Annotated in this window: 14 protein-coding genes; 8 read left to right on the forward strand and 6 right to left on the reverse strand. The window is 62.8% G+C overall.

The window, feature by feature from the left end; genetic code table 11:
• Positions 1-128: 128 nt before the first annotated feature.
• The gene (locus NTD82_RS26960) at positions 129-1,694 is read left to right on the forward strand and encodes a methyl-accepting chemotaxis protein (protein ID WP_262130927.1); all 1,566 of its coding nucleotides are present in this window, start codon (positions 129-131) and stop codon (positions 1,692-1,694) included.
• 57 nt (positions 1,695-1,751) lie between these two features.
• On the opposite strand, the gene NTD82_RS26965 is transcribed toward NTD82_RS26960, so the two are convergent.
• Positions 1,752-2,654: an EamA family transporter gene (locus NTD82_RS26965; RefSeq protein ID WP_262130928.1), complete on the reverse strand. Its 903-nt coding sequence runs from the start codon at positions 2,652-2,654 to the stop codon at positions 1,752-1,754.
• A 114-nt stretch (positions 2,655-2,768) separates the two neighbouring features.
• Here NTD82_RS26965 and NTD82_RS26970 point away from each other — a divergent pair, with 114 nt between their 5' ends.
• Complete coding sequence (locus NTD82_RS26970; protein ID WP_262130929.1) at positions 2,769-3,551, forward strand: AraC family transcriptional regulator; 783 nt, start codon at positions 2,769-2,771, stop codon at positions 3,549-3,551.
• Between the two features lie 14 nt (positions 3,552-3,565).
• Here the strand turns inward: NTD82_RS26970 and NTD82_RS26975 are convergent, their stop codons facing one another.
• From NTD82_RS26975 to NTD82_RS26990, 4 genes are all read right to left on the reverse strand, one after another.
• Positions 3,566-4,450 (reverse strand): pseudouridine synthase, encoded by an 885-nt coding sequence (locus NTD82_RS26975; protein WP_262130930.1) that lies wholly within the window; start codon positions 4,448-4,450, stop codon positions 3,566-3,568.
• A 50-nt stretch (positions 4,451-4,500) separates the two neighbouring features.
• Positions 4,501-4,812, reverse strand: coding sequence for a transcriptional regulator (locus NTD82_RS26980; protein ID WP_095157997.1), 312 nt, complete (start codon positions 4,810-4,812; stop codon positions 4,501-4,503).
• Between the two features lie 94 nt (positions 4,813-4,906).
• Entirely contained in the window at positions 4,907-5,338 is a 432-nt protein-coding gene (locus NTD82_RS26985) for a D-Ala-D-Ala carboxypeptidase family metallohydrolase (RefSeq protein ID WP_095157999.1), read from the reverse strand.
• Between the two features lie 117 nt (positions 5,339-5,455).
• Positions 5,456-5,692 carry a glutaredoxin family protein gene (locus NTD82_RS26990; RefSeq protein ID WP_095158001.1) on the reverse strand — a complete coding sequence of 79 codons (237 nt, stop codon included), beginning with the start codon at positions 5,690-5,692 and terminating at the stop codon, positions 5,456-5,458.
• Between the two features lie 169 nt (positions 5,693-5,861).
• Here NTD82_RS26990 and NTD82_RS26995 point away from each other — a divergent pair, with 169 nt between their 5' ends.
• A complete protein-coding gene (locus NTD82_RS26995; RefSeq protein WP_262130931.1) occupies positions 5,862-7,820 on the forward strand; it encodes a monovalent cation:proton antiporter family protein in 1,959 nt (652 codons plus the stop codon).
• 6 nt (positions 7,821-7,826) lie between these two features.
• Here NTD82_RS26995 and NTD82_RS27000 read toward each other — a convergent pair whose 3' ends face one another.
• On the reverse strand, positions 7,827-9,035 hold the full coding sequence (locus tag NTD82_RS27000) for an ammonium transporter (protein WP_095158037.1): 1,209 nt from the start codon (positions 9,033-9,035) through the stop codon (positions 7,827-7,829).
• A 310-nt stretch (positions 9,036-9,345) separates the two neighbouring features.
• Between NTD82_RS27000 and NTD82_RS27005 the strand changes: the two genes are divergently transcribed.
• The 5 genes from NTD82_RS27005 (at position 9,346) to NTD82_RS27025 (ending at position 13,037) form a co-directional block, all read left to right on the forward strand.
• Complete coding sequence (locus NTD82_RS27005) at positions 9,346-9,660, forward strand: YqjD family protein (RefSeq protein ID WP_262130932.1); 315 nt, start codon at positions 9,346-9,348, stop codon at positions 9,658-9,660.
• A 9-nt stretch (positions 9,661-9,669) separates the two neighbouring features.
• Complete coding sequence (locus NTD82_RS27010) at positions 9,670-10,038, forward strand: phage holin family protein (RefSeq protein ID WP_095158007.1); 369 nt, start codon at positions 9,670-9,672, stop codon at positions 10,036-10,038.
• On the forward strand, positions 10,035-10,379 hold the full coding sequence (locus tag NTD82_RS27015) for a hypothetical protein (RefSeq protein ID WP_095158009.1): 345 nt from the start codon (positions 10,035-10,037) through the stop codon (positions 10,377-10,379). The genes NTD82_RS27010 and NTD82_RS27015 overlap by 4 nt, the downstream gene beginning before the upstream one ends.
• Positions 10,380-10,479: 100 nt before the next feature.
• On the forward strand, positions 10,480-11,643 hold the full coding sequence (locus NTD82_RS27020; protein ID WP_095158011.1) for an EAL domain-containing protein: 1,164 nt from the start codon (positions 10,480-10,482) through the stop codon (positions 11,641-11,643).
• Between the two features lie 62 nt (positions 11,644-11,705).
• Positions 11,706-13,037 (forward strand): deoxyguanosinetriphosphate triphosphohydrolase, encoded by a 1,332-nt coding sequence (locus NTD82_RS27025; protein ID WP_095158013.1) that lies wholly within the window; start codon positions 11,706-11,708, stop codon positions 13,035-13,037.
• Positions 13,038-13,203 lie beyond the last annotated feature (166 nt).

The following is a 13,203-nucleotide window of genomic DNA, read 5'->3' on the forward strand; positions in this document are numbered from 1 at the left end:
CGTGACGACTTCACTTAGCTCACCCGCCTCAAGAGAATATTGAGCGGGATCAATAAAACCCAAATATTCATTCAATAATTTCGCGCGTTAGCCGATACCACGCGAAAGCCTTGCGGATTGAACAGCTTATGCGTAACAACCAGCCGATTACCCAGCGCGAACGGACTTTCCCTGCCCAACAACGGTTGATTTCGACTACCGATGCCAAGGGTGTCATTACGTACTGCAACGAAGCTTTCATCGAGATCAGTGGTTTCTCCCGGGACGAACTGATGCGTGCGCCACACAACCTGGTTCGCCACCCGGACGTGCCGCCTGCGGTATTTGCCCACATGTGGACCACCCTCAAGCAAGGCCTGCCCTGGATGGGCATCGTCAAGAACCGCTGCAAGAGCGGTGATCACTATTGGGTCAACGCCTACGTCACGCCGATCTACGACAACAACCAGATCGTCGGTTACGAGTCGGTGCGGGTAAAACCGACCGCCGAGCAGGTCCGCCGCGCCGAGGCGCTGTACAAGCGCATCAACGATGGCAAGTCGGCCATCCCGCGCCGCGACAAGTGGCTGCCGGTGCTGCAGGACTGGCTGCCGTTCATCATGGTCAGCCAGATCGGCTTCCTGATCGGCATCTGGTTGGGTCACTCGTGGGGCTTCGCCCTCGCCGCCGCACTCTCGGTGCCGCTCGGCCTGCTGGGCCTGAGCTGGCAACAACGCGGCCTCAAGCGCCTGCTGCGCCTGGCCGAACAGACCACGTCCGACCCGCTGATCGCGCAGATGTTCACTGACAGCCGCGGCGTCCAGGCTCGCCTGGAAATGGCCATGCTCAGCCAGGACGCACGCCTGAAGACCTGCCTGACCCGCCTGCAGGACACCGCCGAACACCTCAACGAGCAAGCCCGGCAGTCCGATGCCCTGGCCCACAACAGCTCGTCAGGCCTGGAGCGCCAGCGCGTCGAGACCGAACAGGTCGCCGCCGCCGTCAACGAAATGGCCGCCACCACCCAGGAAGTGGCCAACCACGTACAGCGCACCGCCGACGCGACCCAGGCCGCCAACCGCCTGACCGACCGTGGCCGCAGCATAGCCGGGGAAACCCGCGACGCCATCCAGCGCCTGTCCACTGCCGTGGGCGAGACCGGCCAGACCGTCACCCAACTGGCCCGCGACAGCGATGAAATCGGCGGCGTAGTGGATGTCATCAAGGGCATCGCCGACCAGACCAACCTGCTGGCACTGAACGCCGCCATCGAAGCCGCCCGCGCCGGTGAAATGGGCCGTGGCTTCGCCGTGGTAGCCGACGAAGTCCGCCAACTGGCACAGCGCACCAGCGAATCCACCGGGCAGATCCACAGCCTGATCGCCAAGCTGCAGCAGACCGCGTCCAACGCCGTGCAAACCATGGAAGCCGGGCACCGTCAGGCCGAAGAAGGCGTGGCCCGGGTCATGGAAGCGGACCAGGCGCTGGTGGGCATCAGCGAGGCGGTGGCCAATATCACCGACATGACCACCCAGATCGCCGCTGCCACCGAGCAACAGACGTCGGTGGCCGAGGAAATCAGCCGCAACATCAGCACCATCGCGGCGCTGGCCGACCAGACTTCCGAGCAGGCCCAGCATTCGGCCCAGCTCAGCGAAGAACTGACCCTCACCGCCACCACCCAGTACTCGCTGGTGGAACGCTTCAACCGCTAAGCGCGAAACGGTGAAACGAAAAGGCCCGGGAAAGCGATTTCCCGGGCCTTTTTCATTTCACGATGACTCCAGCCCGGCCTTTCGCCGAACTTCTCGCCCCAATGCCACTCGCCCTTTCTTCATGCCAATAGCAAGTGCAGACAAGATCAGCGCGATGGATATCCAGTCCCATCCGCTCGGAACCTGATGAACGATAAAGATCGAGCTGACAATTCCGAATACCGGAATCAAAAGTGACAGGGGCGCCACCTTCGAGACCGCATATTCACGCAGAAGGAAATTCCACCCCCAATAGCAAAAGTGCGTCGCGGCATACACCTGAAATGCCAGTGAAAAGAGTGCGCTTGAATCCATCGCTGATGCGAGATCATCAAAGGGTGCAGCCCCCTGTAGCCACCACGTCAGCAGCAGAAGCGGTATCGGAGGAAAGAGGCTCGCCCACACGACAAAGGCGAATATCTCCTTCACCTTGGAAATCTTGATGATGATGTTGCCGATACTCCATGCCACGGCGCTGATCATGACCAACAGGAAACCTGTAGACGTGGCTTTTCCAGGGCTGCCCAGCAGAATGCCGACCAGCCCTGTTGCAGCCAGCCCGATACCGATAAGTTGAGGCCAACTAAGACTCTCGCGGAACAACAGTACGCCCCACCCCAACGTGAAGAACGCACTGAACTGAATCAACAACGACGCACTGCCGGGCGGCACCCCCATGGCAATTCCGAGATTGATCAACGCCCACATGGCAACACCAAAAATCAAGCCATAGGCCACCAACCACTGCATGGCGACGTTTGGACGCTTCACGAAAAATACCCAGGGGAATGCGGCAAGCGCGAATCGAATGGCGGTCAAGAGCAACGGATCAATGTGGGCCAATCCCAGCTTGGTGATCGGGAAGTTGAATCCCCACACAGCTGTCACAAGGACAGCAAGGAGCAAATGTTTTCTCTGCATGGTCGGCGGTCTTTTCTAGTCCTGGCAGGAAGTAGCCTGGAAACGTAGGGAACTATGCCGCGCCAACGATTGGCCCACTTTCAATTTCAGGTCATGCAAAGATAAAATCAGGCCATGATGAAAGTTATGGTCAATCCCTACGAAGACACGCCCGGTGATGTGGTTGTGACAAGGCAAGACTATGCCGATGGCGAACTGTTCCCGATGCATAGCCATCGGAGGGGCCAGTTCGCCTACGCCGCTTGCGGCGTCATCACCGTCGAAACCGAGGCAGGCAACTGGGCCGTCCCGCCGCTACGAGCTATCTGGGTGCCCGCTGGATTGAGCCATGCCATGCAGATGCGTGGTCCCGTGACCATGCTTAACACTTACATTCGCCCGCACGCGGCACAAAGCGTCGGACTTCCCGAGCATTGCCAGGTCTTTGGCGTCTCGACATTGGTACAGCAACTGCTAGAGAAGGCTGTTGATGTTCCCGCCCATCACTCATCAAAAGGGCGCGATGCACACTTGATGGGACTGCTCCTCTATGAAATTGCCAATATGCCTGCGCTGTCGCTCAATGCGCCCATTCCCGGCGAACCGCGCCTTGCACTGGCATGTAACGGCTTCCTTGCTGCGCCTTCCCTGGAAATCGGAATCGACGACATGGCAGAGCGTGCTGGAATGAGTCGCCGGACATTCACCCGTCAGTTCCGAACCTATACAGGGATTAGCTACATTGAGTGGCGTCAACAGGCGTGTTTGTTGGCGGCCGTCGTTCGATTGGGGAATGGCGAACCTGTTACGCGCGTTGCCATGGATCTTGGATACAGCAGCCCAAGCGCCTTTGCGACAGTGTTCAAAAGCGCCCTTGGTGAGACCCCAAGCAGATACTTTCAGGGGCCTCAGTACTGACGGGTGTCAGGGGCCTACCAATCCAGCGACAAGCGGCTCTCGAAGTACCGCGCCTCGCCCGTCAACGGATCCTCGAAGCGCAGGCTCCGCGCCAGCAGCTTCAACGGTCTGGCGTAATCGTCCTCACCCTGTAGCACATCGGGGTAGAACGGGTCGTTGCAGAGCGGCGCACCGAGCGCCGCCATATGCACCCGCAACTGATGGGTCTTGCCAGTGACCGGCGACAAGCCATAGCGCCAAAGCTCGCCATTTTTCTCCAGCACCTCGGCCACGGTCTCGCTGTTGCTCGTGCCGGGCACTTCCTGCATGCGGAAAAATGGCTCGCCGCTGGCCATGCGGCTTTTGTGCACCAAGGGGAAATTCAGGTCCGGTAAGGCCGGGGCGATGGCCTGGTACTGCTTGTCGATGCGCCGGGTGGGGAACAGTTGCTGGTACGCCGAGCGGCTGTCCGGGTTGGCGGAAAACAGCACCAGCCCGGCGGTGTGCCGGTCGATGCGGTGCAGCGGCACCAGATGAGGGTTGTCGAGGCGACGGATCAGGCGTCGCAGCAGAGTCTGCTCGACATACTCGCCGGACGGCGTCACCGGCAGGAAATGCGGCTTGTCAGCCACCACCAGATGCTCGTCGACATGGAGAATGTGCTCCAGCACCGGAATCGGCTTCTCGTTGGGGACTTCACGAAAATAGTGAATGCGCAAACCCGGACGATAAGGATGATCGACGCCGATTGGCTGACCCTGGGCATCCAGTACCCGCCCCCGGGCGATGCGATCGAGCCACTGCTCCCGGCTGATCGTCTTGAAGTGATCGCACAGGCAATCCAGCACGCTGACCCAGTTGCCCGGCGGCAGGCAAACCGTACTGGCCTGATGCTGGGCCGGGTTGAAGGAAGCACTCATGGAAACACTCACGACCTGATGGCCGGCCATTATCGCGAATGACCGCCACCTCAGCCAGCCTCGACCGCCGCCTGGTCGCACGCGGTCTTCAACCAGCGCAGCACATCGACCGCCTCCCAGCGGCTGGCGTCGTACAGGGCGTAGGCCAGGCCCTGATAGCCGACCACGTCCAGCGGCCGGTGGAAGCCGGCGCGCTGGAACAACGCCTCGACCTCGGCAAAGCAGGTATTGAAGTGCACCTTGCCGAACGGCGTACGGTCGTCGGTGACCAGCCCGTCGATGCGCAGGTCCAGCACGGCTTCACTCACACGCTCGACGGACATGTGGTTGACGCTGTATTTCAGTTGTTCGACGTTGACCATCGCTGTTCTCCGGGCGCGAAAGAGCCGGCCCCAATACTGTATTTATATACAGGATAGGAGGCCGGCGGCATGGGCGTCAATCAACGCCCGGGGTTCATTGCAGGCCCGGCAGATAACCGGTGCCCTTGCGGATGGTCAGCACCTCGCGGCGCTGGCGGCCTTCGGCGAAGCCCAGATGAACCCAGCCGTCGAACTCGAAGATCAATTGATCGAACGACAAAGCGCTGTCCATGATTCGCTGCGCAAGGTCGCGCGGGGTCAGGGAGACGGCGATGATATCGGCGGCCAGTCCGTTGATATGCGCACTGGAACGGGAACCGCCGATGCGGCGGTTGAGCACTTCGCTGCGGTAGCCGCTACTGACCAGGATCGGTCGCGAAACCAGGCTGCGCACCGTTTCGAGGCTGCGGCATGTCTCTACAAGGTTGGCGATGGCCCGGCTATCAGGAACGTTATCGATGCCTTCGCGGCTGGCGACTTGCGAGGCGGTCATTTCGGCAAGGGTGAAATGCGGGGTGAGAAACATCGGAGCCACTCCTTTGGCTGGGGAATTGGCGCAGGCCACAGACCCGCGCCAGCGGATTCTCCAACCCGCACCCCAAGGATGCACCCGCACATGTGCATCGAGATGTTAATCACCGGCTCAGCGCAGGAAAGCCACCACCTGGTCCGCATCGAACGGCCAGTTCAGCTCGGCGCCGCTGTCGCAGCGGCGCAGGACCGGAATCAGCAACCCGTAGCGCTCCACCTGGAGGGCGTCGTCGCCGATGTCGACCAACTCGACCAGCAACCCATGCTCGACGAACGGCATGAGCAAGGCTTCGGCGACTTCGCACAGGTGACAACCCAGGGTGCCGAACAATTGGCATTCAGGAAGCATGAAAAATACCGATACAAAATGGACGATGGCGTCATTCTAGGGCCACGAAAAAACGCCGTCGAGACACACAGGACGACTACACCCCGGATTGACCTGGATCAATTCGCAATCCCGTGGAGGACTGTATTCTGGTCGTTTTTTTGCCGTTTTTTTACATGGAGTATGTGGTGTGTTTGCAAACCTGCTGATCATCCTGGCGTCGTCACTGGTCGTCATTGCCGTGTTCAGGCGCCTGCAATTGCCGCCTGTGCTGGGCTACCTGTGTGTCGGACTATTCGTCGGTCCGACGGCGCTGGACTGGGTCAACGAAAGTGAAGAGCTGCCCGACCTGGCGGAAATGGGCGTGGTGTTCCTGCTGTTTTCCCTGGGCCTGGAGTTCTCCCTGTCGAAAATGCTCGCCCTGCGCCGGGTGGTGTTCGGCCTCGGCAGCCTGCAGGTCGTCTGCACCGGCCTGCTCCTGGCCGGTGTGTTGTCGCTGCTCGGCATGAGCAGCACCGCCGCACTGCTGCTCGGTGGCGGGCTGGCGCTGTCATCGACGGCGATCGTCAGCAAGGAGCTGACCAGCCTCGGCGAAATCTTCAGCAGCCACGGCCAGAACGCGATCGGCGTATTGCTGTTCCAGGATGTGGTGGCGGTCCTGCTGCTGACCCTGGTGCCGGTGTTCGCCGGCGAAAGCGGCCAGGCCTGGTACTGGGCGCTGCCGCTGACCCTGGGCAAGACCGTGGTGCTGTTCGTCGGTCTGCTGCTGGCCAGCCGCTGGCTGTTGCCGCGGCTGTTCCACGAGGTGGCCAGCTCGCACTCGGCGGAGCTGTTCGTCCTGCTGGCGCTGGTGATCGTCCTGCTTACCGCCTGGTTGACCCACCTGCTCGGCCTGTCGCCCGCGCTGGGCGCGTTCCTCGCTGGCATGTTGCTGGGCGAAAGCAACTACCGGCACCAGATCGAAGCGGATATCCGCCCGTTCCGCGACATCCTGCTGGGTCTGTTCTTCGTCAGTATCGGCATGCTCATCGACCTGCAACTGTTCGCCAGCCATGGCCTGGAAATCCTCGGCCTGACCTTGGGTCTGCTGCTGTTGAAAGGTTGCGTGGTGGCGGCGCTGGTACGGGTGCGTGGCAGTGACGCGGAAACCGCCTGGCGCAGCGGCCTGGCCCTGGCCCAGGGCGGCGAGTTCTGCTTCGCGCTGATGGCGCAGATGCAATTGAGCAACCTGTTGCCGGAAGAACTCGGCCACCTGCTGCTCGCCGCGACCTTCTGCTCGATGCTGGTCACGCCGCTGCTGCTGCGCGCCGCGCCCGCCATCGCTCTGCGCCTGCACCGCAAGCCCAACGAAGAAGTCCACCTGGAAGAAATCGAAGCGCAGAGCGCCACAATGGACGGCCATGTGCTGATCTGCGGCTACGGCCGTGTCGGTCAGTCCATTGGCCGTTTCCTGCGGCGCGAGCAGCAAGCCTTCATCGCCCTCGACGATGACCCGGTGCGGGTCCAGGAAGCCGCCGCCGGCGAAAACTGCGTGCACTACGGCGACTCGCGCCGGGGCGAATTGCTGGAGGCGATTGGCCTGGACCGGGCACGCTTGCTGGTGATCGCGGTGGACAACACCGACGTGGCGATGACCGTGCTCAAGGCCGCGCGCCACCTCAACAGCCAGATCCCGATCCTGGTGCGCACCCGCGACGACAGCCTGCGCGACGAGTTGCGCGCCGCGGGCGCCAGCGCGGTGGTCCCGGAACTGCTGGAGTCGAGCCTGATGCTGGCGTCCCACGCGCTGATCATGCTGGGCGTGCCCGAAGCACGGGTCCGCGAGCGCATCGACGAAGTGCGGCAGAACCGCTACCGCTTGCTGCACGGTTTCTACCACGGCGCGCAAACCCATCTGGTCGACGCCGAAGGCAAGCCCAAGGTGCTGATGCACGCGGTCAATCTCGGCGCCGACGCCTATGCTTGCGGGCGCAAGCTGGAGGATCTCGGGCTGGAGCAACTGGGCGTCGAACTGCGCGCGGTGCAGCGCAACGGCAGCGAGCTGGCGGTGGATACCGCGACCTGCCTGCACGCCGGTGATGCCGTGCTGCTGTGCGGCCCGCTGGCCGCCATCGAGGCCAGCGAGTCACGTTTGCGCACCGGCCGCTGAGGCCGATCAGTCCTGGCTGGTGGCGCCGATCTTGTGGATCGACAGGTCGGCGCCGTAATACTCCTGCTCCTGGCTCAGGCGCAGGCCATGAACCCGCTTGATGCTGCCGTACACGACAAAACCGCCGGCCAGCGCCACGACCACACCGGCCAGGGTGCCGATCAACTGGCTGGCCAGGCTCACGCCACCGAGGCCGCCGAGCAGTTCCTGACCGAAGATGCCGCAGGCGATCCCGCCCCACACGCCACAAATGCCGTGCAACGGCCAGACACCCAGCACATCGTCGATCTTCCAGCGGTTCTGGGTCGCGGTGAAGCACCAGACGAACAGGCCACCGGCAATCGCGCCGGTGGCGAGCGCGCCCACCGGATGCATCAGGTCGGAGCCCGCGCAGATCGCCACCAGCCCGGCCAGCGGGCCGTTGTGCAGGAAGCCCGGGTCATTGCGACCGACCAGCAGCGCCGCGACGGTGCCGCCCACCATCGCCATCAATGAGTTGACCGCCACCAGGCCGCTGACCGCAGACAGGGTCTGCGCGCTCATCACGTTGAAGCCGAACCAGCCGACGATCAGGATCCACGACCCCAGCGCCAGGAACGGAATATTCGACGGTGCAAACGCCACCAGCCGGCCGTCGCGGTAGCGTCCGTTGCGCGGGCCAAGCAGCAGCACCGCCGCCAGCGCCAGCCAGCCGCCCATGGCGTGCACCACCACGGAGCCGGCGAAGTCATGGAAGCCCGCGCCAAAGCGCTCCTGCAGCCATGCCTGCACCCCGAAGTTGCCATTCCAGACGATGCCTTCGAAGAACGGGTAGACGAACGCAACGATCAGGAAGGTTGCGCACAATTGCGGGGCGAAGCGTGCACGCTCGGCGATCCCGCCGGAAATGATCGCCGGGATCGCCGCGGCGAAGGTCAGCAGGAAGAAGAACTTCACCAGGCCGTAGCCGTGTTCGGCGCCGAGGGTCGCGGCCGGGTGCAGGAAGTGCGTGCCGTAGGACAGCCAGTAGCCGATAAAGAAATAGGCCAGGGTCGACACGGCAAAGTCGCTGAGGATCTTCGACAGCGCGTTGACCTGATTCTTGTGCCGCACCGTGCCGACTTCGAGGAAGGCAAAACCGGCGTGCATGGCCAGCACCATCACCGCCCCGAGGAGGATGAACAGGGTATTGGAGCCCTGGACCAGAGAGTCCACGGCGCTTTGCAAATTTTCCATGAAGTCGGCAGACCTGCAAAATGAAAAAAGCACCAAAGCGGTTCGAAAGCCTTCCAGCGCGCACCAACCTGGATCAATTGGGCGCCCATCCGTGGCCGGAAAGACCGCTGCGTGGTGATTTTTCCTGGGTTCGTCTTGAATTGGGTTATGGTTTATCGGCCGTCCAGAGCAGCCCACGCCCGCAAACGGCGCAGGCGCCCGGCAAAGCGCACCACTGCGAAGCAAATGCTGTACCAGCCACATCGCAGTGAACCTTCCGCCTCACCGCGCACTCGAAATTCCAATTGCCAAACCCCTCATGGAGAATCGTATGGCCCGCAAATCCGCAGAGACCGCCCAGGACATCCTCAAGGCCGACTTCCAGGCGCTGGTGCGTGACACCGAGAAGCTTCTGGAACACAGCGCCACCCTCGCCGGCGACCAGGCCGACGAGCTTCGCGCACAGATCCACGACAGCCTGCTGCGCGCCCGCGAAACCCTGCAACAAACCGAAGACAACCTGCGCGTGCGCGGTCAGGCAGCACTGACCAGCACCGAAGATTACGTGCAGAGCAATCCATGGCAATCCATCGGCATCGCCGCCGGGGTCGGTTTCCTGGTGGGCCTGCTGGCCAGCCGGCGCTGAGGAACGGGCATGGAAAACCAAACCCCCGGCTCGTCTTCGCGGCGCCTCGGCGCCGCCATCCTCGGCCTGCTGCACGGCCATGTTGAGCTGTTCGGCATCGAGCTGCAGGAACAGAAAGCGCGCACGCTGAGCCTGCTGCTGTTTGCCGGGCTGGCACTGGTGTTCGCCCTGCTCTTGCTCACCGCACTGTCGGCCCTGCTGCTGGTGTTGCTGTGGGACAGCTACCGTCTTGCCGGAATCATCGGCCTCTGCGTGTTCTACAGCCTGGCCGCAGTGTTCTGCGCCATTCGCCTGAAAGCCGCGGTGCACGACGAATCCTCGCCGTTCAGCGGCACCCTCGAAGAACTTGCCAAGGACCGGGAGCGCCTGTTGCCATGAGCCTGACAGAACTTCCACAAACCACCGATCGACGCGAACTGCGCAAGGCGCTGGTGCGCCTGCGCATGGAAATGCACCGCCAGGAAATCCGCCACGAGGCGGGCCAGGCGCTCAAGCCACTGACTCGTCTGCGCAGCATGGGCGACAACCTGCAAAGCGGCCTGCAAGGCGGACTGGGCATCAAGCACGCGCCGCTGTGGGGCATTGGCGCGGTGGTGGTGCTGGGCTTTCTCACGGGCAAAGGTGCCCGCAGCGGCAACCTCGGCCGGCTGACCAAGCTCACCAGTAGCCTTTTGCCGCTAATTCGCCTGTTCATGCAATCACCGCCCAACCAGCGTTGAGCGAACTGGCGGCATTCTTGCAGAACGATGCCCTCAAGGCGGGCTCCGGTCCGCCGCCGCGCTTTCAAGCGTCCCGCGTCTGACTCAACAAGGAGCCGCCGTGTCCGACGAGCAACCGCTCGCCTGTTTCCAGCCGTTCATCGACACAGCCACAGGCCGTATCGCTGGCGTCGAAGCCCTGGGTCGCCTGCGCCGAAGCGATGGTCAACTGCGCTCGGTAGGGCCCCTTTTCAGTGACCCGCACATTCCCTCCAGCGAATTGCTGCAACTCGACCGGACCCTGCGGGAACAGGCCCTCAAACAATTTCGCCAGGCACCGGAAGACTGGTTCCTGAGCCTGAATATCTCGCCGCGCTGGGTCAGTGAACTGCAACCCGGTCAGCCGCTGCCGAGCCTGATGCAATTGCAGCAACAGGGCATCGACCCGCAACGGGTGGTCTTCGAGATCACCGAGCTGGGTGGCGACCCTGAACGCCTGTCCATGGTGGTGCGGCACTACCGGGAAGCCGGCGCGCGCGTTGCTATCGATGATTTTGGCGCCGGCTATTCGCAACTGGACCGGGTGTTGTCGCTGCAACCGGACATCCTCAAGCTCGACATGCGCCTGTTCCAGGCTGCGGCCCGCGGCGGACCGAGCAGCGAGGTGGTCAAGGCGCTGGCCCAGATGGCCGAGAAGACCGGCTGCTGGATCATCGCCGAGGGCGTCGAAACCGAGGCCGAACTGAACTTCGCCCTGGAATGCGGCGCACGCTACCTGCAGGGCTTTCTCTTCGCCGCTGCCGAACCCGGCTTCTTCCCGGCGCAGACCTTCGCCGGGCGCTTCGCCCAACTGCGCGAGCAGTACGTGCAAGGCAAGCTGGCCGAGCGCGCGCGGTTGATGCAGCGGCGCCAGCAACTGGTGGAACTGATGCCACGGCTGCAGGACTGGGCACTGACCAACGCGCCGATCGAAGCGCTGCCGGACCTTCAGGCCTATCCCTGGCTGCTGCGCTTCTTCCTGTGTGACCGCCACGGCACCCAACTGACGCCGAACCTGGAATGGCGCCAGCAAGGCTGGCACGTCGATTCCAGCTATCTGGGCCACAACTGGTCCTGGCGCCCGTACTTCTATCACCTGCTGGCCGAGGGCTGGGACGAGCGCCGACTGATCCTTTCCAGCACCTACCGCGACGCCACCACCAACCAGTACTGCCTGACTGCCGGGCAATTCTTCGATGGTGGACGCCGCCTGCTGCTGATCGATCTCGACGCCGCCGGACTTTGAGCTTGCGGCCCGGCGGCCGACACGGGAAGCTAGGCCCCTGCCCCTGATACGGAGAACCGGCCTTGGATTGGCACACACTGCTCACCCGCGAGCGCCTCGGCAAAACCCTGCACAGCCCTGAAGAGTTGGGTCGCAGCCCCTTTCACAAGGACCATGACCGCATCATCTTCTCCGGCGCCTTCCGCCGCCTGGGCCGCAAGACCCAGGTTCACCCGGTCACTAGCAACGATCACATCCACACCCGACTGACCCACTCGCTGGAAGTGAGTTGCGTGGGTCGCTCGCTGGGCATGCGCGTTGGCGAAACCCTGCGCGACGCCCTGCCCGACTGGTGCGAGCCGAGCGACCTGGGCATGGTCGTGCAATCGGCCTGCCTGGCCCACGACATCGGCAACCCGCCGTTCGGGCACTCTGGCGAAGACGCCATCCGCCACTGGTTCCAGCAGGCCGCCGGACGCGGCTGGCTGGATGCGATGAGCGAGGCCGAACGCGGCGACTTCCTCAACTTCGAAGGCAACGCCCAAGGCTTTCGTGTGCTCACCCAGCTCGAATACCACCAGTTCGACGGCGGCACCCGGCTGACCTACGCCACCCTCGGCACGTACCTGAAATACCCGTGGACCGCCCGCCACGCCGACTCGCTGGGCTACAAGAAACACAAGTTCGGCTGCTACCAGAGCGAACTGCCGCTGCTCGAACAGATCGCCCACAAGCTCGAACTGCCGTTGCTCGACAACCAGCGCTGGGCGCGGCACCCGCTGGTGTACCTGATGGAGGCGGCCGATGACATCTGCTATGCGCTGATAGACCTGGAAGACGGCCTGGAGATGGAACTGCTGGACTACGCCGAAGTGGAGTCGCTGCTCCTCGGCCTGGTCGGCGACGATCTGCCGGAAACCTACCGCCAGCTCGGCCCGCAGGACTCGCGGCGGCGCAAGCTGGCGATCCTCCGCGGCAAGGCCATCGAACACCTGACCAACGCCGCGGCACGGGCGTTCGTCGAGCAGCAGCGGGCGTTGCTGGCCGGCACGCTGGAGGGCGATCTGGTCGAACACATGGAAGGGCCGGCGAAACGCTGCGTGCTGCAGGCCAAGGACATCGCGCGCAAGAAAATCTTCCAGGACAAACGCAAGACGCTGCATGAGATCGGCGCCTACACGACCCTGGAAATCCTCCTCAACTCCTTCTGCGGTGCCGCCCTGGAACAGCATGGCGGACGCACGCCGTCGTTCAAGCATCGACGCATCCTCGACCTGCTCGGCAACAACGCTCCCGATCCAAACGCCTCGTTGCACGCGGCGTTCCTGCGCATGATCGACTTCATCGCCGGGATGACCGACAGCTATGCCAGCGAAATGGCCAGGGAAATGACCGGGCGTTCCAGTCCGGTCTGAACCTCACTGCCCGTCCGGCCCCGTCATCGGGCCGGACATTGAGGTAACAGGCGATATTGATGCCAATCGATAATTAGCCAAGCAACTTCAAAAACAAACTTTGTAGTAAATAGCAAAATACAAAGTAGGAAAATTCCTATATTAAAGCTCAACCCCACTCTATCTA

It is taken from the genome of Pseudomonas sp. 5P_5.1_Bac1 (assembly GCF_025466015.1).
GTDB lineage: Bacteria > Pseudomonadota > Gammaproteobacteria > Pseudomonadales > Pseudomonadaceae > Aquipseudomonas.

Bases quoted from the DNA above. Each gene is read 5' to 3' on its own strand.
- NTD82_RS26990 (WP_095158001.1), bottom strand. From the start codon at position 5,692: ATGCTTCCTGAATGCCAATTGTTCGGCACCCTGGGTTGTCACCTGTGC.
- NTD82_RS27015 (WP_095158009.1), top strand. From the start codon at position 10,035: ATGAGCCTGACAGAACTTCCACAAACCACCGATCGACGCGAACTGCGC.
- NTD82_RS26980 (WP_095157997.1), bottom strand. From the start codon at position 4,812: ATGGTCAACGTCGAACAACTGAAATACAGCGTCAACCACATGTCCGTC.
- NTD82_RS26985 (WP_095157999.1), bottom strand. From the start codon at position 5,338: ATGTTTCTCACCCCGCATTTCACCCTTGCCGAAATGACCGCCTCGCAA.
- NTD82_RS26960 (WP_262130927.1), top strand. From the start codon at position 129: ATGCGTAACAACCAGCCGATTACCCAGCGCGAACGGACTTTCCCTGCC.
- NTD82_RS26965 (WP_262130928.1), bottom strand. From the start codon at position 2,654: ATGCAGAGAAAACATTTGCTCCTTGCTGTCCTTGTGACAGCTGTGTGG.
- NTD82_RS26970 (WP_262130929.1), top strand. From the start codon at position 2,769: ATGATGAAAGTTATGGTCAATCCCTACGAAGACACGCCCGGTGATGTG.
- NTD82_RS26975 (WP_262130930.1), bottom strand. From the start codon at position 4,450: ATGAGTGCTTCCTTCAACCCGGCCCAGCATCAGGCCAGTACGGTTTGC.
- NTD82_RS27000 (WP_095158037.1), bottom strand. From the start codon at position 9,035: ATGGAAAATTTGCAAAGCGCCGTGGACTCTCTGGTCCAGGGCTCCAAT.
- NTD82_RS27010 (WP_095158007.1), top strand. From the start codon at position 9,670: ATGGAAAACCAAACCCCCGGCTCGTCTTCGCGGCGCCTCGGCGCCGCC.
- NTD82_RS27005 (WP_262130932.1), top strand. From the start codon at position 9,346: ATGGCCCGCAAATCCGCAGAGACCGCCCAGGACATCCTCAAGGCCGAC.